Source organism: Marinobacter sp. 1_MG-2023, from assembly GCF_030549045.1.
Taxonomy (GTDB): Bacteria; Pseudomonadota; Gammaproteobacteria; order Pseudomonadales; family Oleiphilaceae; genus Marinobacter.
In genome coordinates, this window is the sequence record NZ_JAUOST010000004.1 from 57,306 (window position 1) to 77,891 (window position 20,586).

Annotated in this window: 23 protein-coding genes and 1 tRNA gene; 11 read left to right on the forward strand and 13 right to left on the reverse strand. The window is 52.3% G+C overall.

The genetic code is table 11. The features are described 5' to 3' along the window. Positions 1 to 4: 4 nt before the first annotated feature. Genes Q4606_RS11610 through Q4606_RS11620 form a run of 3 tightly spaced genes read left to right on the forward strand, consistent with a single transcriptional unit; the run spans position 5 to position 3,014 of the window. Positions 5 to 880 carry a putative selenate ABC transporter substrate-binding protein gene (locus tag Q4606_RS11610; protein ID WP_303607624.1) on the forward strand — a complete coding sequence of 292 codons (876 nt, stop codon included), beginning with the start codon at positions 5 to 7 and terminating at the stop codon, positions 878 to 880. Further along, positions 880 to 1,530: an ATP-binding cassette domain-containing protein gene (locus Q4606_RS11615; RefSeq protein ID WP_303607625.1), complete on the forward strand. Its 651-nt coding sequence runs from the start codon at positions 880 to 882 to the stop codon at positions 1,528 to 1,530. The genes Q4606_RS11610 and Q4606_RS11615 overlap by 1 nt, the downstream gene beginning before the upstream one ends. A gap of 17 nt (positions 1,531 to 1,547) precedes the next feature. Then, on the forward strand, positions 1,548 to 3,014 hold the full coding sequence (locus Q4606_RS11620) for an ABC transporter permease (RefSeq protein WP_303607626.1): 1,467 nt from the start codon (positions 1,548 to 1,550) through the stop codon (positions 3,012 to 3,014). Positions 3,015 to 3,041: 27 nt separating this feature from the next. Here the strand turns inward: Q4606_RS11620 and cls are convergent, their stop codons facing one another. The 3 genes from cls to Q4606_RS11635 all read right to left on the reverse strand — a co-directional run bounded on the left by cls (position 3,042) and on the right by Q4606_RS11635 (position 5,362). Further along, positions 3,042 to 4,472, reverse strand: a complete 1,431-nt coding sequence (gene cls / locus Q4606_RS11625; protein WP_303607627.1) for a cardiolipin synthase — start codon at positions 4,470 to 4,472, stop codon at positions 3,042 to 3,044. An 81-nt stretch (positions 4,473 to 4,553) separates the two neighbouring features. Then, the gene (locus tag Q4606_RS11630; protein WP_303607628.1) at positions 4,554 to 4,862 is read right to left on the reverse strand and encodes a hypothetical protein; all 309 of its coding nucleotides are present in this window, start codon (positions 4,860 to 4,862) and stop codon (positions 4,554 to 4,556) included. A gap of 26 nt (positions 4,863 to 4,888) precedes the next feature. Beyond that, the gene (locus Q4606_RS11635) at positions 4,889 to 5,362 is read right to left on the reverse strand and encodes a hypothetical protein (protein WP_303595957.1); all 474 of its coding nucleotides are present in this window, start codon (positions 5,360 to 5,362) and stop codon (positions 4,889 to 4,891) included. 134 nt (positions 5,363 to 5,496) lie between these two features. On the opposite strand from Q4606_RS11635, the gene Q4606_RS11640 reads away from it, so the two are divergent. The 3 genes from Q4606_RS11640 to Q4606_RS11650 are packed head-to-tail and all read left to right on the forward strand — an operon-like array spanning position 5,497 to position 7,697. Beyond that, a complete protein-coding gene (locus tag Q4606_RS11640; protein ID WP_303595958.1) occupies positions 5,497 to 6,429 on the forward strand; it encodes an ABC transporter ATP-binding protein in 933 nt (310 codons plus the stop codon). Positions 6,430 to 6,441: 12 nt separating this feature from the next. Beyond that, a complete protein-coding gene (locus Q4606_RS11645; protein ID WP_303595959.1) occupies positions 6,442 to 7,203 on the forward strand; it encodes an ABC transporter permease in 762 nt (253 codons plus the stop codon). Beyond that, positions 7,167 to 7,697: a DUF192 domain-containing protein gene (locus Q4606_RS11650; RefSeq protein WP_303607629.1), complete on the forward strand. Its 531-nt coding sequence runs from the start codon at positions 7,167 to 7,169 to the stop codon at positions 7,695 to 7,697. Before Q4606_RS11645 ends, Q4606_RS11650 begins: the two co-directional genes overlap by 37 nt. Here the strand turns inward: Q4606_RS11650 and Q4606_RS11655 are convergent. Beyond that, entirely contained in the window at positions 7,694 to 8,476 is a 783-nt protein-coding gene (locus Q4606_RS11655; RefSeq protein ID WP_303607630.1) for an enoyl-CoA hydratase, read from the reverse strand. The genes Q4606_RS11650 and Q4606_RS11655 overlap by 4 nt on opposite strands. Before the next feature lie 171 nt (positions 8,477 to 8,647). Between Q4606_RS11655 and Q4606_RS11660 the strand changes: the two genes are divergently transcribed. Next, entirely contained in the window at positions 8,648 to 8,782 is a 135-nt protein-coding gene (locus tag Q4606_RS11660; protein ID WP_303595962.1) for a hypothetical protein, read from the forward strand. Here Q4606_RS11660 and Q4606_RS11665 read toward each other — a convergent pair. From Q4606_RS11665 to Q4606_RS11705, 9 genes are all read right to left on the reverse strand, one after another. Next, positions 8,761 to 9,651 carry an ADP-polyphosphate phosphotransferase gene (locus Q4606_RS11665; protein ID WP_303607631.1) on the reverse strand — a complete coding sequence of 297 codons (891 nt, stop codon included), beginning with the start codon at positions 9,649 to 9,651 and terminating at the stop codon, positions 8,761 to 8,763. The genes Q4606_RS11660 and Q4606_RS11665 overlap by 22 nt on opposite strands. 51 nt (positions 9,652 to 9,702) lie before the next feature. Further along, positions 9,703 to 10,572 (reverse strand): CHAD domain-containing protein, encoded by an 870-nt coding sequence (locus tag Q4606_RS11670; protein ID WP_303607632.1) that lies wholly within the window; start codon positions 10,570 to 10,572, stop codon positions 9,703 to 9,705. A gap of 10 nt (positions 10,573 to 10,582) precedes the next feature. Next, entirely contained in the window at positions 10,583 to 10,858 is a 276-nt protein-coding gene (locus Q4606_RS11675; RefSeq protein ID WP_303607633.1) for a YrhK family protein, read from the reverse strand. Between the two features lie 110 nt (positions 10,859 to 10,968). Further along, positions 10,969 to 11,301: a YnfA family protein gene (locus Q4606_RS11680; RefSeq protein ID WP_303607634.1), complete on the reverse strand. Its 333-nt coding sequence runs from the start codon at positions 11,299 to 11,301 to the stop codon at positions 10,969 to 10,971. 111 nt (positions 11,302 to 11,412) lie between these two features. After that, positions 11,413 to 11,814, reverse strand: coding sequence for a hypothetical protein (locus Q4606_RS11685; RefSeq protein WP_303595967.1), 402 nt, complete (start codon positions 11,812 to 11,814; stop codon positions 11,413 to 11,415). A 288-nt stretch (positions 11,815 to 12,102) separates the two neighbouring features. Further along, positions 12,103 to 12,189 (reverse strand) — tRNA-Leu (locus Q4606_RS11690). Between the two features lie 96 nt (positions 12,190 to 12,285). Beyond that, positions 12,286 to 13,299 (reverse strand): c-type cytochrome, encoded by a 1,014-nt coding sequence (locus tag Q4606_RS11695; RefSeq protein WP_303607635.1) that lies wholly within the window; start codon positions 13,297 to 13,299, stop codon positions 12,286 to 12,288. A 14-nt stretch (positions 13,300 to 13,313) separates the two neighbouring features. Continuing rightward, positions 13,314 to 13,958, reverse strand: a complete 645-nt coding sequence (locus tag Q4606_RS11700) for a cytochrome c (protein ID WP_303607767.1) — start codon at positions 13,956 to 13,958, stop codon at positions 13,314 to 13,316. Positions 13,959 to 14,009: 51 nt separating this feature from the next. Next, complete coding sequence (locus tag Q4606_RS11705) at positions 14,010 to 14,633, reverse strand: class I SAM-dependent methyltransferase (RefSeq protein WP_303595970.1); 624 nt, start codon at positions 14,631 to 14,633, stop codon at positions 14,010 to 14,012. 184 nt (positions 14,634 to 14,817) lie between these two features. Between Q4606_RS11705 and Q4606_RS11710 the strand changes: the two genes are divergently transcribed. From Q4606_RS11710 to cydC, 4 genes are read left to right on the forward strand one after another with little or no spacing between them, the layout of a single operon-like run. Beyond that, a complete protein-coding gene (locus Q4606_RS11710; RefSeq protein ID WP_303595971.1) occupies positions 14,818 to 16,248 on the forward strand; it encodes a cytochrome ubiquinol oxidase subunit I in 1,431 nt (476 codons plus the stop codon). Continuing rightward, a complete protein-coding gene (gene cydB, locus Q4606_RS11715; RefSeq protein ID WP_303595972.1) occupies positions 16,248 to 17,249 on the forward strand; it encodes a cytochrome d ubiquinol oxidase subunit II in 1,002 nt (333 codons plus the stop codon). The genes Q4606_RS11710 and cydB overlap by 1 nt, the downstream gene beginning before the upstream one ends. Continuing rightward, the gene (gene cydD, locus Q4606_RS11720) at positions 17,250 to 18,965 is read left to right on the forward strand and encodes a thiol reductant ABC exporter subunit CydD (RefSeq protein ID WP_303607636.1); all 1,716 of its coding nucleotides are present in this window, start codon (positions 17,250 to 17,252) and stop codon (positions 18,963 to 18,965) included. Further along, complete coding sequence (gene cydC, locus Q4606_RS11725) at positions 18,958 to 20,577, forward strand: thiol reductant ABC exporter subunit CydC (RefSeq protein ID WP_303607637.1); 1,620 nt, start codon at positions 18,958 to 18,960, stop codon at positions 20,575 to 20,577. Before cydD ends, cydC begins: the two co-directional genes overlap by 8 nt. Positions 20,578 to 20,586: the final 9 nt, after the last annotated feature.

The window sequence follows — 20,586 nt, forward strand, 5'->3', positions numbered from 1 at the left end:
TCAAATGGCTTTGAATATCATACGGAAGTTGATGCTTTCCAGCTTTTTATGTTTCACCGCTGCTGCGGCATCGGCTGAGACGTTTGTATTCACTGCGATCCCGGATGAAGACGAAACCAAACTGGTCGAGCGTTTTCGTGGAGTAGCGGATTACCTTTCCGAGCAACTTGATGTGGACGTTCGCTACATTCCGGTGAAGTCCTATGCAGCTGCCGTTTCAGCGTTCCGTAATAATCAGGTTCAGCTTGCATGGTTTGGAGGCCTTTCGGGAGTTCAGGCCCGCAGATTGGTGCCAGGCTCTGAAGCCATAGCTCAAGGCGTGGAAGACGAGGCGTTCGAAACCTACTTTATTGCCAATTCCAACACAGGTATTGCGCCAGCTGATGAACTTTCAGATCTGAAAGATGAGCTACAGGGTAAAACCTTTACCTTCGGTTCCAAGGGCTCGACGTCTGGCAGGCTGATGCCAGAGTTCTATGTGCGCGACACTTTTGGCTCAAAGCCTGAGGACTTTTTCTCACGTGTCGGCTTCAGTGGTAACCACACACGCACTCTTCGACTTGTTGAAGCAGGCACCTACGAAGTAGGTGCGCTCAACTTTCAGGTTTGGGAGAAAGAGCTGAGCGACGGAAACATTGATACCGTTGCGGTTCAGGTGATCTGGAAAACACCGGCTTACCCGGACTATCAATGGACGATTCGTGGTGATGTAAACGAGCGTTTTGGGGAAGGTTTCAAGCAACGCGTTACAGAGGCGCTTTTGAATCTCGATAACCCGGAGCTTCTGGAAAGCTTTCCACGTTCAGGATTCATTCCCGCCTCTAACGACGATTATGAGCCGATTCGTAAAACAGCCGAAGAGATCGGAATCCTCGATTGATGTCGGGTTTTGATCTTTCTGGCCTGACGGCATCATTTAGCGGTAAGCGGGTCATTGGCCCGCTTTCGCTAAAGGTTAATCCTGGTGACAAAATCGCTCTGGTAGGAAAAAGCGGCGCGGGCAAGTCCACGCTGATTCGCTTGATTCACGAACGGATTAACCGGAATTCCTCCCTCGTTCCCCAGGACCTCGGCCTGGTTAACGCCCTTTCGGTTTTTCATAACGTATTCATGGGGCAACTGGACAAGCATGCAACCTGGTACAGCACTCTAACGCTTGCCCGGCCCTTCGCCAAAGACAAGGCAGAAGTGCTGAGCCTGCTGGAATCCCTGAGCATGGGTGACAAACTCTGGACACCTGCTGCCTCTCTTTCTGGCGGCCAGCGGCAGCGTGTAGCCATTGCCCGTGCGCTTTACCGCAACGCGGCCGTTCTGTTGGCAGACGAACCTGTGTCCGCTCTCGATGGCCCCATGGCTAACTCGGTAATGACACACCTCCGGGGCCGGTTCTCAACCAGCGTCATCGCGCTTCACGATGTGGATCTCGCGCTACATTATTGCAACCGGATTGTTGGTATAGAAAGTGGCCAGATTGCTCTGGATCAACCAACCGAGAATCTTGCCGCTACAGACATAATGTCTCTCTACTAGGTAACACGGGCCGTTTCATGTTCGCTTCCCCAACGGTTCGTATCAGCTTCATTTTCCTGGCCATCGCCCTGGTCGGATTGCTTTTTGCGGATATTGCCATCACCGCATCCAACCCATGGCGGGATTTGGGCAACTTCTTTCTGGGAATTGTCACTCCCAATTTTTTCAGTAGTGAAGGGTTACTGACAGCACTACTGCGAACCGTCGCTTTCGCATTCGTTGGTGTTGCACTTGGCAGTTTTTTTGGCTTCTTGTTGGCGCTGGTTTATCAGTCTCTGCCCGTGCGTATCTTCTGTGCGTTTATCCGTGCCATTCACGAACTTTTCTGGGCATTGATCTTCCTTCAGTTTTTTGGCTTTCATCCACTCACCGGCGTTTTGGCCATCGCTATCCCCTATGCCGGGATTTTTGCCAAGGTATATTCCGAAATACTCGAAGAGGCTGATCCAGAGCCTGGACGAGCCCTGCCGCCGGGCACGGGGAATATTGTTGCCTTCCTCTATACCCGAATTCCGGACTGCTGGGTGAAGATGCGAACCTATACAGCCTACCGACTGGAATGCGGCCTGCGTTCCAGTGCCATTCTCGGCTTTGTTGGCCTGCCTACACTAGGTTTCTATCTTGAGGCGTCATTTTCACAGGGCCTGTATTCAGACGCCGGCGCAATGCTGATTCTGTTCTATGTACTGATTGCCACCATGCCCCTTTGGGTGCGTCCAAAGCTGCTTCCCATCTATCTTCTTGGGGCCCCTTTCTTTCTCGGTGAGGGGTTGCCCATTGTCTGGGGTAACGTACTTAGGTTCTTCACCGAAGATATAGTTCCAGCACCATTGCGTAATGGTGAAGGCCTGGCAGGGCTTACGCCCTGGCTGAACGACCTGATGATCAATGAAGCTATGCCCGGCATCTGGAATACTGTTGTGCTAACGCAGATTGCGCTGGTCGCTACAGGTATTCTTTCGCTGCTTGCATTCCCTATGATCTCCAATCATTTCGGCGGGCCTATGAGGCGTAGCGCCGGCCATGTAGCTCTGGTTATTGTACGCTCGACGCCTGAGTACATTCTGGCCTACATTCTACTGCAACTCTGGGGGCCCTCGATGCTGCCAGCGGTGGTTGCTCTGGCACTCCACAATGGCGGAATCATCGGGCACCTGATCGGAAGGCAGACCAATTCCCTCAAGCTCCGCCCGGATGCGCCAACCGGCTTTAACCGGTACACCTGGGAGCTGGTGCCCCGGGTGTACCGTTCATTCCTGGCATTTCTTTTCTACCGGTGGGAAATCATCATGCGGGAAACAGCCATCCTCGGGATTCTTGGCATTTATACGCTCGGGTTTTATGTCGACAGTGCCATTCAGAACATCCGGTTTGACCGAGCGATGGTACTGATCCTGGTAACCGCCCTGCTCAACATCGGCGTGGATGCTCTTGGGCGTTATATTCGCCGCAAACTGGCTCTGCAAACCCTGCCTAACTGCTGATTCACTGATTAGCGATCTGTCCTGGCTCTATAGAACCGGGCCTATAGTTGCGATCACGTTGTGCCAAATTCTTTGGTAATAATGCCAGCCCAGAACCCCAGGCAAATCGACGACTTCAGAGCGGCTTATATAGGTCTGTTGGCGTTCTTTGATCGCAAGAGTAATCTCTTCATCCTGAAGAAGGATGTTGTTTTCGTAATTCAGATCGAAGCTGCGTAAATCCAGATTTGAAGATCCAATCAGGCTGACCTTGCTGTCGATTGTGAGGGTTTTTGCATGAAGAAGGCCCCCCTTGAATTCATGAATAACACACCCTGCATCCAGCAGACGATGGTAATAGCTTCGGCTTGCAGCCGCCACGATCCAACTGTCGTTTACCTTGGGAAAGATCAGTGAAACCGCGACACCGCGATGTGCAGCCGCGCATAGAGCCTCCAGAACCGTCGCATCCGGAACAAAGTAAGGTGTGGAGAGTGTCATTTCGGTTTGGGCACAGGCTATCAAATTGGCGAAGAGCTGTGGCGTGGCGCCGTGACGCTCGGTTGGCCCCACGCCCATTACCTGTGCCGGGAAACCACCTGTCGCTGGTGCGGAAGATAACGAAATACAATCCAGGGATTGGTTGGTAGCTTGCATCCAGTCACTCGCAAACAACAACTGGTTCTGTGCAACAACGGGCCCGGTGAACCGCAGCATGATATCAACCCAGGGCGCGTACTTTGATTTGATCAGAAACTCGGGGTCAGCCGAGTTGCGGCTACCACAGTAGGTTATCCGCGAATCGATTACTGTGATTTTCCGGTGATTGCGAAGATCCAGTCGGCTGGTGAGAATTGTGCGGATAGGATGCTTAAGTGATAGTGCAACAGCAAGATGAACGCCAGCGTCTCTCATGCGTTTCCACAGCAGGGAATTGATCATTGCCCGCGACCCAAGGCCGTCAGCCATAGCCCTGCAAGTAACCCCCCTTCGCGCTGCACGGATCAGCGCTTCGGCTATGGTGTGGCCGGTATTATCATCGAGCCAGATGTAATACAGCACATGCACATGATCTGTGGCTGCATCAATATCCGAAACCATTCGCGTGAGCGTCTCTTCTCCGTCAGCCATGAGTTCAACGGCGTTGCCCGCCGAAGGGTAGAACCTGTTGATTGAACCTGCGTAGCGAAAGGCCGGCCGATAGACCGGCTCAATCAGTTGTTCCGTGTTCGCGGCCTCACCCATAAACCAGGAGGCTTTCGACCGGATTTCCTCAAAGATTTCTTTATGACGTCTGTCCGCGCGATGGCCAAGATCAATTTCGCCGAACAGAAAGTAAATGGCGCTGCCAAAATAAGGCAACACATTCAAAACGATAAACCAAGCCAGCCGTCCCGGAGGCGAAAGGTCATCACGCAGCAGAATTCGGACAGTAAACGTTATTACCAGAAGTGTGTGGAGCACCAGAATAATGGTCATCGGACTCCTTTTAAGGATACAAAACCCATCGTGACTTGATCAGCCTCCACGCCGCTTTTACTGTAAACGCACTGATATAAGCTACTTCGATTGTTTGTTGCAGTGCTCCAGTGCCCAGTCATTCCCCAGCTGAACGCTCTCCGCCTGATCTGGCTTGTCCACAGGAACTCCCGCCAAGGCCGGGCGGGTAAATGCACCCTCCTCCGTAGAAACCATAGAATCTACATCAACAGAAAGAACCAGATAAGTGACGCCCCCTGAAACAACTCTGGCTCTTTGTGCCAGCCCGAAGACAAAGCGGCAGTAGTCCAGCTTCAGTTGCATCAGATCCTGTTCGGCTTTGCGGATCTTTCGCATCAACACTTTTTGTACACTTTCACCGTAATCCATCACGTTTTCTCAAAGTTTGAATCAATTTAAGGGCGTGGGTTATGTTGAGCCTGGAATGTCAATTTCAATGGGGTTGGTTCCGAGAGTGCATTCTGGCCTGCTTGCAAGTCAATGCGCCACACCATTTCGGAGTCTATGGTGCAGAAAGGTGCGGTAAAGTGAGCGGAATAACTACCATCTTTCTCACTCCGCAGCGGAACCGGATACTCTCCCATGTACATGGATTCGCCGCGTAATACTGCAAGGAACCGATCCGGTGCTGCTGGGGCGATAACCCTTAGCTCATATTCTGTGCCCTGCCCCTTATCGCCTATAGTTTTCAGTTCCACCTGCCATTGGCCAGATTCAGCCTCCCAATCACAGGGCCCTGAAAGGAGGTCGCAAGCGGGCAAGTCGGTATCAGTGGCTTTGTTTTCTGTGGTCTGCATCCAGGTGGGGCCAAATACAATGACTGAAATCAGACCCAAGATGAAACCTACAACCACAATCGCTCGTAACATACCCACACCCAGTTAAAACAGTTGAGGCATTATGGACACTATCTGCCTCAATTCAAAAATTTCTAAACCGGCGCCAGACATGAGAAAATGCTGCGCTTTCATTTACGACCCATCTTCTGGAACAGGATACACCCGTGCAGCCGGATATTTCTGTTAAGAACCTCAACAAGGTTTACGAGAGCGGTTTTCAGGCCCTCAAGAATATCAACCTGGAAATAAACCGCGGCGAGATTTTTGCTCTGCTCGGCCCCAATGGTGCGGGCAAAACCACGATGATCAGTATCATCTGTGGCATCACCAACCTGTCGTCCGGCGAGGTCAAAGCCGGAGGTCATGACATCGTAAAGCAATACCGCAAAGCCCGCGAAACCATCGGCCTGGTGCCACAGGAGCTCAATACCGATTCCTTTGAAACTGTCTGGAATGCGGTGTCTTTCAGCCGTGGCCTGTTCGGCAAAGCGCCCAATCCTGCCCATATTGAAAAGGTGCTAAGGGATCTTTCGCTGTGGGACAAGCGCAACAGTCGCATTATGACCCTCTCCGGCGGCATGAAACGCCGGCTGATGATCGCAAAGGCCCTCTCTCACGAGCCGCGGATACTATTCCTGGATGAACCCACAGCGGGTGTAGACGTTGAACTACGCCGTGATATGTGGGAGATGGTCCGCAAGCTTCGGGAAGACGGCGTAACCATCATTCTCACGACTCATTACATCGAAGAAGCGGAAGAAATGGCAGACCGTATCGGGGTTATTCGGCAGGGCGAAATCATCCTCGTGGAAGACAAAAGCCTGCTGATGAGCAAACTTGGTAAGAAAGAACTCCGCCTCCAACTTCAGCACAAGCTCGACAAAGTGCCCGGCGAGCTCACCCTGGAACCGGTGGAATTGTCAGAGGATGGCTATGAATTGATTTACACCTTTGATTCGCAACAGGAACAAGCTGGCGTGGCGCGTTTGCTGCGCACCCTTGGCGACATAGGCATTGAGTACCGCGATCTGCGTACCCGGGAGAGCTCCCTGGAAGAGATTTTTGTCGGCCTGGTGCATGAAAAAACCGCAGGCTAACTGGAGAAAGGCATGAATTTTTACGGTGTTAAAGCCATCTATAACTTTGAAATGTCCCGCATGCGGCGCACCCTGATGCAAAGCGTACTTTCGCCGGTCATCTCTACCTGTCTGTATTTTGTTGTCTTTGGCTCGGCTATTGGGTCTCGCATGGGTGAGATCGATAACATCGATTACGGTGCATACATCATTCCGGGGCTGGTTATGCTGTCTCTGTTGATGCAGAGCATCTCCAACGCCTCTTTCGGTATCTATATGCCGAAATTCTCGGGCACGATCTACGAGGTACTTTCTGCCCCTGTATCCTATGTTGAAGTCGTGCTGGGCTACGTGGGTGCAGCCGCCACTAAATCAGTGATTCTGGGGTTGATAATCCTTGCCACGGCCAAGCTGTTTGTAGACTACAGCGTACTGCACCCGTTCTGGATGTTCTCCTTCCTTATACTGACGGCAGTAACGTTCAGCCTGTTCGGCTTTATCATTGGTATCTGGGCCGACGGCTTCGAAAAGCTTCAGATTGTTCCCATGATGATTGTGACCCCGCTGACCTTCCTTGGCGGCACTTTTTACTCCATCGATATGCTGCCTGAAATCTGGCAGACCATCAGCCTGTTCAATCCGGTGGTCTACCTTATCAGCGGTTTTCGCTGGGCGTTTTATGGTGTTTCGGATGTACACGTGGGTATTAGCGTAGGCATGACCCTGCTATTCCTGGCGGCTTGTATGGGGGGCATCTGGTGGATATTCAAAACCGGCTACCGGCTTCGTTCCTGATGAATTACCGGTGCACCCTCCTCTTTCTTGCCCTTGTTCTGGCGGGATGTTCCGCCAGCACCGATGCGGAGCCCACGGCAGACCTGCCGGTTTTGAAAGGCTGTTTCGTCACCGATACTCGCACAATCAATGTCAGCCTTGAACTTGTTGCAACACCGCAAGAGCGACGCAAGGGCTTGATGGGGAGAGAGTCCCTGGGAGCCAGCTCAGGCATGCTGTTTGAGTATCAGCAAAGCCAGAGCCCGGATCATGGCTTCTGGATGTACCAAACCCTCATCCCGCTGGATATTGCTTACCTCGACGAGAAGGGTTCAATCGGAAGTATCAGGCAGATGGTGCCCTGCACCTCCAGGGATGGCTCCCGATGCCCCAGCTATCCATCTGGCGTTGCGTTCATTTCCGCAGTAGAAATGAACGCGGGATTTTTTGAGGCAAATGGCATCGGTTTGGGAGACACCCTCAAACTGGAAAAACAGGACTGCAAGCCTCGCTAGCAGTCCTTCCAGTCTGGCTTGCGTTTATCCAGAAACGCACATATGCCCTCTCGAGCATCATCGGCACGCATATTTTCAGCCATTACCTCAGCCGTATAGTCATAAGCATCGGACAGCGACATCTCCAGTTGCCGGTAGAAAGCGCCCTTACCTATCTTCAGTGTATGCCCGGATTTTTCTGCAATTGTACGAGCCATCGTGTAAACCGTTTCATCCAGCAGTGTTTCATCAACAATACGGTTAACCAGCCCAAGCTGCTCCGCGCGCGCAGCACTTATCAGCTCCCCGGTAAGGAGCATCTCCATGGCATGCTTGCGGGAAACATTGCGGGACAAGGCCACCATAGGTGTTGAACAGAACAGCCCGATGTTTACACCCGGCGTAGCAAAACGCGCGGAATCCGCCGCAACAGCCAGATCACAGCTGGCTACCAACTGACACCCCGCCGCCGTTGCCACACCCGCTACTCTCGCAATGACCGGTTTCGGCAAATTGACAACCTGCTGCATGACCGCACTGCACCGCCTGAATAGCGCCAATTGGAACTCATTGCTGTCCAGCTCCTCACGGATTTCCTTTAGATCGTGCCCGGCACAAAAAACCTTGCCCGCGGCCGCAATAACCACCACACGTGTCGTGTCGTCAGTTGCCAAGACCTTAAGCGCATCAGAGAGCGCTCCCAACATCGCCATGGAAAGACTGTTTCGTCGGTCAGGCTGGTTCAATGTGAGAGTGGTTATGCCATTTTCGTCAGTATGCTTTAGCAGCAGGTCCGTCACGATTCACTACCTCTTTTTGTTGGAAGCCAGAGCTATAGAGCCATCCAGTATCGGACAGCGTGCGCTGGCTGTCGAAGCGACCTTTGTAGAATGCAAATCAAAGGGTTGTTAACATCCAAAAGCGCCCATAGGTCTGTACCTGTAGCAACGAATTCAAAAATGGAGGAGCCAATGTTCAACTCCAATTTACTCAAAGCCATTCTCACAGCGGCCATTATTGGTGGCGGCATTTACGTGCTCATGATTGATGAACCAGCGGTACCAACGGGCGATATCAATAGGATTCAGACCGCCCCAGAGCCTTGAGTTAGCGTTTTGCGTATTTGCTTGAGCTCACGCCGGCGCGCCGGAGAAACCTTTGGATAGGCAATCGGGAGACTCTTGAACGTGTTAATAATGATCTGAGCGATCATTAGTCGAGCGTTTTTCTTGTCATCGGCGGGTATCACATACCATGGCGACTCGTCGGTACTGGTATTGCTCAGGCAATGTTCATAGGCCCGCATATAGTCATCCCAGTATTTCCGCTCTTCAATATCGGCCATGCTGAGCTTCCAGTTTTTATCCGGGTTATCAATGCGATCAATAAAGCGCTTCCGCTGCTCGTCTTTCGAGAGGTGCAGGAAAAACTTGCAGATATGCGTCCCGTTGCGATGTAAATGAGCTTCCATGTCGCTGATAGATTGGTACCGGCCCTCCCAGATAGTGCATTCGTCGAGTAATCCATCGGGCAGGTTCTGGCTATGGAGGATATCGTGGTGCACCCGCACGATCAGCACTTCTTCGTAATAGGAACGGTTAAAAATACCAATATGGCCACGTTCCGGCAGTGCTTTATTTGTGCGCCAGAGAAAGTCGTGGTCGAGCTCCTTGGCGCTGGGGTGTTGGACGCTGGAAACCTGGCAGCCCTGGGGGTTGACGCCAGACATCACGTGCCTGATAGCCCCATCTTTGCCGGCTGCATCCATCGCTTGAAAAATAAACAGCACCGCATGACGGTTAGAGGCATAGTGTTTTTTTTGCAGCTCACTCAACTCAGACACCTGACTTTCGAGAAGCTCTTTATAATCTTTTTTGGATTTGTAAAAAGGTTTCACCTTGGTGGGCCACTGACCAAGCTCTACAACCTCTTCTTCTTTGACGCGGAATCGATTCGTATCGAACTTGACCTTCATTGATAGTGCGCTCCCGATCCTCAGTGATTAGTAACCATCTCTGACTGACGTCTATAGAAATTTAATGAAAGCTCCAGGCGATTCTGACAGGAGCTTTTTCGCCATTTTGTGGGATTGTTTTTGAAACCCCAAAAGCCTTTTAGTTATAAGACTCTCTACCAGCTCCCAATGTGAATCATCAATATCCAGGGCGTCCCGATGTTCAGTCAGGAACTCCAGCAAGACGGCCTGGTCATTGGCCAACCCCTGGACCTCAGTCAACTTCTGGAGATTAGCAACTATGGGCTTGATGCTTTTACCAAACACCGGCTTAAGAACCCTCAGACAATAAAACAGGTCCTTGGAACGTTTTCGGAATCGGTGAAAGCTTTCGATGTCATCCGATCCATTGGCGATTTGCTCTGCATCGCGTGTTTTCTGGTAGATAGTTTTAAGGTTTGGGAGCAGCTCGGCCAGAGATTTCGCAAGGTCCCGCCCCCCAAACATATCACTCTTTTCAACCACATCCAGAGCAAGTTCCAGAAATGTATCCCTGCTCTTGTTATCAGGAATAGCCGGTTCGGGCGACAATGAAAGAAACCTGGCTAGGCTCACGAATGCTTTACGTTGAAGACGCGGGGTCTCACTTACAAGATTTTGCCAGGTCTGCTCCCGAACCAGGTGGTCGCGATGGCCCGAGAGTTTGCCAGAAAGTGAGCGATAGAAATCCTGCCAATAGCTGAATTCACGCTCCCCCAATTGAGGCCGCAGCAATCTCAGTATCCCACGTATCTCCTTGCAGCCTTTGCGTGCCTCATGGATCCCGGTTTCCGGGTCGCGGACGGCCCGTAACAGAGCGAGTGCAATATCATCATTGATAGACTGAAGCAGCTTGCAAAGGTGCTTGTTCAAGCTTCCATCAGAACTGAGACGATATCGCATACCTCCTCCTCTAACTCTCCCAGTTGCTGGCAGGAATTCGCTGTATATGAATGTGGCTGATGAGCCGGATGGTCGGGCGAACCAGAAACTGAAAGCTACCAATAATAAACAGCCAGACAGCCGCCTTCTCGTGCTCGGGAAACAGAAACAGAATACTGCCAACCAGAAACCAGATAGCGATAAAGAAGTCATTGATGATACTGATTAATTCGTAACGGCGACGAATGACCAGCTCTTCGTTCCCAAACTTCAGGGTAAGTGGGTTGTCGGTGCGGTCTTCATCCATTCGGTCAAGGTCTCCTTTCAGACGGCAGCGTAACGTTTGATGCACTTCTATTGATGCGTAAGGCCCGTGTTTAGCAGGGTTCATGTAGGACAGCGGACTAAAGCTGTTGGTTATGCGGTACGCGGGCCAAACATAATAATAGCCATACCCACCAACGCAACGAAAGACCCAACCAAATCCCAAACCGTTGGGCGAATCCCATCAACAGCCCAAAGCCACATAATCGCCATAAAAATATACACACCGCCATACGCAGCATAGACCCTGCCAGCAGCGGTTGGATGGAGCGACAGTAACCACGCAAATGCTGCAAGGCTCAACGCACCTGGCACCAAAAGCCAGATGGTTTTGCCCTCACGAAGCCAGAGGTAAGGCAAATAGCAACCAACGATCTCTGCCAATGCGGTGACAAGAAAAAGGCCGACTGTTTTCAGCTCAGGCAACGAAATTCCCCTGTTGGCAGTAACACATAACCCTGAGCAAAGCGGCGCCCCGACAGGGGCATCCGGTGTAGGCCGCAGGCTGGAACGAACTTAATTGGCAGGTTTGGCGCACTACGCACTCCCCCTCAACTGAGCGGCAATGTACGGCCCGACGGCCGTTGCGACGAGAACAACTGGCCAGACGTTGCCACCTTTGAACGTATAAGCCGCAAGCAGCTCGGGCCACGATTTGCCTTGCCAGAGCCCAAACGAAATCTCAAAAATGAGTGTGAGTGCGAGCCAGCCCAACCCAATGGCCCAGAGCTGAACGGGGCGACGAACTTGCAGCCAAGGAAGCGACAAGTACGCGACACCGATGATCAAGGTTGAAAGCAACAACCCGCTTAGCACAAGAGCTGCCGGAGTTCCGAGGAACGGTATAAGTACGAATTCACGCAGTACTCCATTGGCAATTGCTAAAACAAGGATGCTGGCCCAAATCACCAATGCCTTTGAAGCGACTGCCGTAAGCATCGATTGCTCCTATAGCGTCTAACGGTGATTAGACCGCGTTCCGCGGTAGTGCAGAAGAGTATGTTCAACAGAATGACGCATTCTGCTTTCTACCACGGAGCCTTAATCTTTCATTTTAACAGAAGCTTAGCTCACTCCACCTGGTATCACCACGTCATCGAGTTACTTCCTCAAAAGAGCATCTCTGGAAAGCTGTTGTTCGAAAGCAAACGGGAATACGGCTGTAAACAGGATAGAGCTGAAGGAAACTGGTTTGGAATTGAGGCTTTGTGGGATGGGTGGTTTTAATGGTGCTCCGGGCCGGAATCGAACCGGCACGACCGTGAGGTCGAGAGATTTTAAGTCTCTTGTGTCTACCAATTTCACCACCGGAGCAATCGGGGGAGGTTTTGAGCGCCAGAATTGTATAAGGCCTTGGGCGATAACGCAATTCAAAACACCGCCAGCGATGACACTAACGGTGTGTGAAGGCTATTCAGCGCTAAAAGTGCGTGGCCGCAACGCGTCTGGCTTCAAGAAGTCTTTTTCACCGCCAAGATTATCGTGGTCTCCGAGCAGTCTACCGTTAACCTCTAACCCGTAGTTTGTGTATTTATGAAAAGTGTCGAGGTATTTTTCCCGGGTCTCCTTCACATTGCCGGTATAGCGGGGGTCCTGCGGCCGCTCGTGGCTGTTGATGTAGTAGGCAACATCCCAGGACTCCTGGCCAGTCAGGCTGTTAGGCTGGCCCAGTGGCATATTGTGCTTTATGAATGAAGACAAGGTGAAGTTGCGTGAGATTCCGGCACCCCAGTTGTAAGAGGCATCGCCCCATAACGGCGGGAAGACCACTTCTCCATTCTGCACAAGGCCGCTGCCATCTGCGGCATGGCAGATGCTGCAGTTTGCCTCATAAATCTGCTTGCCACGCTCAAAGCTCATACCTTTTTCAGGTTCCGGGAGTTTTGGAAAGCCACGGCCATACATGGATTTGCCGCTTTGATACATTGGCACCCCTTTAGCGAGCCACTGATGATACGCAGCGAGCGCAAGCATATTGTCACTGCCATACTCTGGCGGTTTGCCATTCATCGAAAATGAGAAACAGCCAACAATCCGCTCCTCAAGGCTATTTACGTGATCGTTTTTCGTACGATAGTTCGGTAAAACGACAGCTGCCGGCCAGACTGGCGCAGAGAACGGCTGACGCCCTTCCCCCAGATGGCAGCTGCTACAGTTCATGCTGTTAAACACGTTCTTGCCCCGCAATTGCTGGGTGTTAACGAACAAGTCGTGTCCACGCCTGATAACGCCCTTCAACTCCGGGTGCAGGTTGCTTTTCTCCAGATCGTCCATGGTTGGCGGCACATGCACGAACTGCCCTTCTTGAGGTTGAGGGATATTGGTGGGCACTCGATGTTCGGTGTTTGCTGCTTGAAGAGTAAAGCTGAGCACTCCGGCTGCAACCGCCAATGACAGGCTGCTCTTTGTGAATAGGCCGTCCATTAGTATGTCCTCCCTTACTTTGCTGGCTTGGCAGGCTGACGCGACAACCAGGCTGAAACTGCAACGATGTCTTCATCATCAAGGCGCTCAGCAATGGCTAGCATAAGGTGCTGTGGGTCATTGTCCCGCTTACCACTTTTCCAGGCGCGTAACTGGTCAGCAATATAGCCCGCATGTTGACCGGCAATGCCCGGAAAATGATCGCCTGCTCCCTGGTTATCGGAGCCATGGCAGCTGCTACATGGAACGATGTAACGGTTCCAGTCGCCATCAGTCGCAAGCTTTTCGCCACGCGCCAGTTGCTCGTCGGTAGCCTTCTCCCCGCCTTTGCCTTCGTTCGGCGGAAGCTGGCTGTAATATACGGCGACGTCCTTAAGCTGCTGTTCATTCAGCATATCGACGAATGGATTCATTGTAGGGCTTTTGCGCGTGCCCTCTTTTATATCTAGCAGTTGCTTGTACAGATAACCGGCATTCAGCCCCGCTAATTTCGGCCATGATTCGCCGCCGGGGATATTCATGCCCGAACCATCGGGCTGGTGGCAAGACTGGCACACGGCTACCGCTTGCTTCCCTGCCACAGGATCGCCTTCAACTGCATGCGCTGCCGTCAAGCTGAAAGTCAGGATTGTAAAGGCTGTAATTACTTGGCTTTTCATGCCCACTTTCGTTACTCCTTTTTCTTTTTCAGTAAAGAACTTCTGCCGTCCTTAAGTCGATTTCCGGGCGATGCCTTTATAAATATAGCCGGCTATTTTCGGAGCCTTGGGAATATAGAGGTTTTGCAGTTCAATCAATTCAAATCCAGCGTGGCGGATGAGATCTGCAATATGTCGGTTTAGATGGCAACCACCGGCCAGTTTCTTCCAGCCGGGTGTAATTCTGTGTTGCCACTTCCGGGTATGCTCGTGGGGGGATTCGCCATGCTCAAGAAACAGGAGTTCGCCTCCTGGTTTCAGCACCCGCTTCATCTGAAGAAGCGCCGCATTCCAATCGGGTATGGTGCAAAGCGTAAACGTAAGGAGAATGGTGTCTATGCTGTTATCGGCCAGTGGGATCTGCTCTCCCGGAAGGCCCAGCCACTCAACATGTATCGGAGAGCGCTTCAGATTTGGAAGTGCTTTACGTCGCATGCCCTCAGAGGGTTCAAGGCCGTAGATCATTTCAACCTTGTCGGGGTTATAGAATTCCAGGTTAACGCCCGAACCCATTCCCACTTCCAGAACACGACCTTTGGCGAGCGGCACCAGCTGGCTCCGCAGCTTCATGAGCTGGCCCATCGAGCAGGCCCGGTCTATGATGTGAGGGAGAATTCGCTCTTCGTAAAAACTCATGTTTTTTACCATAGTTGTTTTTAGTCAACGAGTGCGACAATCTGCCCTATCCATTTTGCTAACATATCGAGTAGCATGACAGCCATCTGCCGGTAATAACAATATAACAATTAATGCTAAGGCAGCGGCTGAGCGGGTATGCTGCGCTCGTTTGTTGTTACATTAACATTACCGAGGTGTTCCTGTGGAACTAGATCCTCTTATCCTGTCGCGAATTCAGTTCGCGTTTGTCGTATCGTTTCATGCGATTTTTCCGGTGTTCACCATCGGTCTGGCATCCTATATTGCCGTGCTCGAGGGGCTTTCGTTCAAAACGAAGAATCCGGTATGGGCAAAATTGTCGTCTTTCTGGACGACCGTTTTTGCCGTTGTGTTTGGCATGGGTGTCGTGTCTGGCATAGTTATGTCTTTCCAGTTTGGCACCAACTGGAGTAATTTCTCTCAGGCTTCGGCCAACTTCCTCGGGCCCATGCTGAGTTATGAGGTAATTACGGCCTTCTTCCTCGAAGCCGCATTCCTTGGCGTGTTGCTTTTTGGTAGGGATCGCGTGCCTCCGGGCGTGCATTTGTTCGCTGCGATTATGGTTGCTACAGGCACGTTCATTTCTTCTTTCTGGATTCTCTCTGCCAACAGTTGGATGCAAACCCCTGCGGGCACGGAACTTCGGGACGGCGTTTTTCACGTAACTTCCTGGAGCGAGGCGATCTTCAACCCATCATTCCAGTACCGTTTTGCCCATAAAGTGATTGCGTCTTTCCTGACCGGTGGTTTTGTTGTAGCTGGTGTCAGTGCGTGGTATCTGCTCAAGGGTCGTGAAGTGGAGGCTAACCGCAAAGCGCTGTCTATGTGCCTCTGGATGCTGTTAATTCTCGCCCCGACACAACTGGTTGTCGGTGATTTTCACGGGCTTAACACCCTTGAACACCAACCGATGAAAGTGGCTGCAATGGAAGGAAACTGGGAAACCTCAGACAATGTTCCCTTGCTGCTATTCGCGATTCCAGATCAGGAAAACCAGACTAACCTCTTCGAAATCGGGGTTCCGGGGCTGGCCAGCCTTATTCTCACCCATGACATGGATGGGGTAATTCCCGGCCTTAAGGAGGTCCCGGTTGAAGAGCAGCCACCGGTTGCAATCGTTTTCTGGTCGTTCCGGATTATGGTTGGTCTCGGAATGCTGATGATCTTGTTTGCATTTACAGGGTTGGCGCTGCGGCCCGGTGGTCGACTCTGGCGCGCACGCTGGTTTCTACAAGGACTGCGCTTCATGAGCGTAGCGCCGTTCATCGCGGTTCTCACGGGTTGGTTCGTCACTGAAGTGGGGCGTGCTCCCTGGCTCGTCTACGGCCAGATGACCCAGGCCGAAGCGGTCACCCCGTCGCTGACTGGTGGTATGGCTTTGTTCACATTGATTGGCTACGTGGTGGTCTATTCGCTCGTGTTCTCTGCTGGTGTCTATTACCTGATGCGTGTCCTGTATGAGGGCATGGAAAACAATCCTCATGAGCCGGACACTCAGAGTGAACGACCCAAACGGCCGTTCTCGGCAGCCCATACTACGTTTGAGCTTCACGACCAAAACGAGCAGTCAGCCAAACAGGGAGGGCTTTTATAATGGAACTGTTTGACCTCGCATTAATCTGGGCGTTTATTATCGGTTTTGGCGTCATCATGTATGTGTTGATGGATGGCTTCGATCTGGGTGTGGGTATTCTTTTTCCCTTTGCTCCATCGGAACAGGATCGCGACACCATGATGAACACGGTTGCGCCTGTATGGGACGGCAACGAAACCTGGCTGGTACTCGGGGGCGCTGGCCTTCTGGGTGCATTTCCCCTGGTATACAGTGTTTTGTTACCGGCACTGTACATCGGTGTTTTCCTGATGCTCGCTGGCCTGATTTTCCGTGGCATTGCGTTTGAGTTCCGCTTCAAAGCACGTACTTCGCGCTATCTGTGGAACTGGGCCTTTGCCGGAGGTTCCACGATTGCCGCGTTTGCTCAGGGTGTGGTTGTAGGCACCTACATTCAGGGTTACGAGACTGCAAACGGCGTATATGTAGGCGGCGCCCTTGATTGGCTCACGCCGTTTACTGTACTGACAGGTCTCGGTCTGGTTGCAGGCTATGCTCTGCTCGGCTCTACCTGGCTGATCATGAAGACAGAAGGACGGCTGCAGGAATGGGCTTACAAGATCACCCTGCCCTTGCTTGGAGCGATACTGGTAATCTTCGGTATTATCAGCGTGTGGACGCCCTTCATTGACGATATGGTGCGTGAGCGCTGGTTTAGCAATCTCAGTATAATCTGGGTGCTGCCGGTACTGACTCTTTTGTGTGCTATCCAGATTTTCCGCTCAGTGCGTAATCGGTTGGAAGGTATGCCGTTCGTAGCAACTATGGGGTTATTTATAACGACCTACCTGGGGCTTATCGTCAGTCGTTGGCCTTATCTTATCCCGCCTGATTACACTGTTTGGGATGCAGCTTCCGCCTACAACTCGCAGCTGTTCCTGCTGTTAGGCTTGCTGATTGTGATTCCATTTGTGCTGGTTTACACCGCATGGACCTATTGGGTATTCCGGGGCAAGGTACGGGCTGGCGAGGGTTATCACTAAGTGACTGAAACGCAGGTCGAGAGCAGTGCTGTCCGGCGCTGGCTCTCGGATCTCGCCAAAGGGAACCGGCGCTGGATCCAGGGCTCGGTTGCTGCCGGCACACTGGCTGGTTTCGCCACTATTATCCAAATGGTGTTTCTGGCCAGGATTGTTCACCTTGGTGTGATTGAAAATGCGTCAGCTTCCATGCTGGCGCCTCTTTTTGCGGGCCTGGTGCTGGCAATAACTCTACGGGCTATTGCTCAGGGTGTGCAGACCCATCTTGCAGCAAGATGTAGCGAGCAGGTCCGACGAACCGCCCGCCGCCAGATCCACAGGTATTGGCGTAATAGCGGCCCTCTCGCGCTGGGGCAAACGTCTGCAGGTAGTCTGGCGCGGGAATGGATCGACCACGTTGATGCTCTGCACGGCTATTTTGCCCGCTTCCTTCCGCAGATGACGTTATCCCTCATTGTGCCTTTGATAATTCTGCTGCTTGTCTTCTATCTGGACTGGCTCGCGGGAATTTTCCTGCTCCTTTCCGCCCCGCTGATCCCTCTTTTTATGGCACTTGTGGGTATGGGTGCGGAAAAGCTTAACCAACAGCATTTTGAAGTCATCAGCCGGCTGTCTGGCCAGTTTCTTGATAAGGTTCGTGGGCTGACCACGCTGCAGTTGTTCGGACAAACAGAAAGCGCCGCAGAAGTGATCCAACAAAGATCAGATCACTATCGCAGGGTTACGCTGAAAACTCTTCGTATCGCATTTCTTTCTTCAGCAGTTCTGGAGTTTTTTGCTTCTGTCGCCATTGCAGTGATTGCTATCTATATCGGTTTTGGCCTTCTGGGTTATATCACTTATGGACCATCCCAGGATTTGACACTTTTCTCTGGCCTTTTGATTTTGCTGCTCGCACCAGAGTTCTTCCAGCCCTTACGCACGCTTTCTCAGTACTATCATGACCGCGCAGCAGCTCTTGGCGCTGGCGCTGAGATTCTGGCACGACTGGGTGATGAACAAACCGCTTCGCCTGCTGCAGATCACGACGTTGAAGAATCCGATAACGACCTTTCATTCGTTACGCCTGCTGTTGATAGCAGGTCGATTCAGCTGAGCGACGTGTCACTGGCATTCCGTGCGGACCACCCTGTCCTTTCGAATATTGGACTGACTCTTGCGAAAGGTGATGTGATCGCCCTTACCGGCCCTTCCGGCAGCGGTAAATCCACACTCTTGCATCTTCTGGCAGGATTTCTTGCACCCGACAGTGGCGATATCAAGGTATTTGGAAAGCCAGCGGGAAGCTTTGCCTTCGGTTGGCTCGGCCAGACCGGTTTTCTGGTTCACGGCACCTGGGCAGACAACCTGCGGCTAACCAGCCCGAATGTATCCGATGTGGCCATTGAAACCGCTCTGAGCAACGTTGGTCTTGGTCCTTTGCTTGAGAGCCGGGATCAAGGTATCCACAGCAAGGTTTCGGAAGACGGCCAAGGGCTTTCCGGGGGCCAGGCCCGGCGTCTCAGTCTGGCCAGAATTTTCGTTGCTGACTATGATTTGATTCTTCTTGATGAGCCCACTGCCGGCCTCGATAGCGACACTGAAATATTTGTTCTCGAAGCTCTGCGCAAGCTTGCTCTGGCCGGCAAGACACTGATTTTTTCCACCCATCACCATGCACTGCTGGCGCTCGCCAATCGAGTGCTGCTGGTTTCAGGCGGAGAGGTCAGAGATGTTTGAGCTCAAACCCTGGTTAAAGCTGATCGGTGCACGTCCTACAAGACTTTTTATCGGTGCCCTGTTGATGCTGGCCGCCCTGCTCTCAGGTCTCGGCCTGCTGGCGCTCTCGGGCTGGTTTATAACGGAAACCGCCCTGGTCGGTATTCTTTTGGCTGCCAGCTTGCCCGCCACGATCAACTTGTATGTTCCCGGTGGCGGGATCAGGTTTTTTGCGGTATCACGCACGGTTTCCCGTTATTTGGAGCGGCTCTACAACCACGACACGGTATTGAGGCTGTTAACGGATATTCGTGTGGCTCTGTTTCGCAAACTGTCTTCTGTTGGCCGAGGCCAGCGACGAGAGCTAACAGGTGCTCAGTGGCTTTCGCGACTGACCAGCGATGTGGATGCACTGGATACTCTATACCTGCGCCTGATAGCTCCGGCCGCTCTTGCGGCTTTGGTTACCTTGCTGGTCGTGGTACTGGCATCGGTGCTTTTTAATATCCGGATTGCCGCCGGAATCGGCCTTATACTCGTAGCAGCTTTCGGCATCGCAACCCTCGCTACATATTCGCGTACAGTGAAGATTTCGTCTCGCCAGAGTGATCAGCAGGAATCTCTGAGAACTGCGGTTGTTGAACACCTGGAAGGTTTCGCCGAACTCACTGCCGCCGGGCGCACAGGCAAACATGGTGCCTGGCTCATGCGGCAAGCGCACCAATCGTCGTCGGAGCAGGTTAAGGCGCATTCACGTATTGGCTGGCACCAGGCCGGTTCGAATCTGTTGATTAATCTGTCGTCGGTTTTTGCGCTCTGGGCTGGTTTTGGGCTGTTTCGTTCAGAGGAGGTTTCCGGGCCAGTTCTGGTTTTACTACCTATTGCTCTGCTCGGGCTTGCAGAAGTTTACAGCATGCTACCTGAAGCATTTGGGAAGCTGGGAGCCACGCAAGCCTCTGCTGCGCGACTAAACCGTGACTGCCGGCAAGCGGATAGCGTACCAGCTGCTGGCGAGGTGATAGCCCTGCCGGTGAACACCGCCCTGCTAGTGAAGAATCTTGCGGTAAAGTACCCTGATCATGCGCCGCTATTTACACATTTTGACCTCCAGATCCAAGCAGGTGAACGAGTCGGTATTCTTGGACATTCTGGTAGCGGGAAGTCATCGCTTGGGGATGTTTTTGCTGGGCTTCTGACGCCTTCTAACGGTTTTTGCAGCAGCCTGCCCTGTGCTTACCTCACACAGAAAACCGTGTTGTTTGAGGATACGCTACGGGCAAATCTGCTTTTAGGAGATCCTGAAGCAAGTGACGCACAGCTCTGGCGTGTTCTGGAACTGGTTGACCTGGCAGACCGCTTCCAGACGGAGAAGGACCAGCTGGATACCTGGTTAGGGAGTTCAGGTAGCCGGCTTTCAGGCGGTGAAGCGCGCCGTGTAGCCCTTGCGCGGGTGCTTTTGAGTCCTGAGCCTCTGGTAATTCTGGATGAGCCATTTACCGGCGTTGATGCAGCTACACGGGAAAGAATAACCCCTTTAATTGATGCCTGGCTGGAAGGTAGAACGGTGATTAGTCTGGCACACGGGCCGGACGCCCTGCCGGGCACCGACCGTGTGCTTTACCTGGGAGTTTGATTCGGCAAG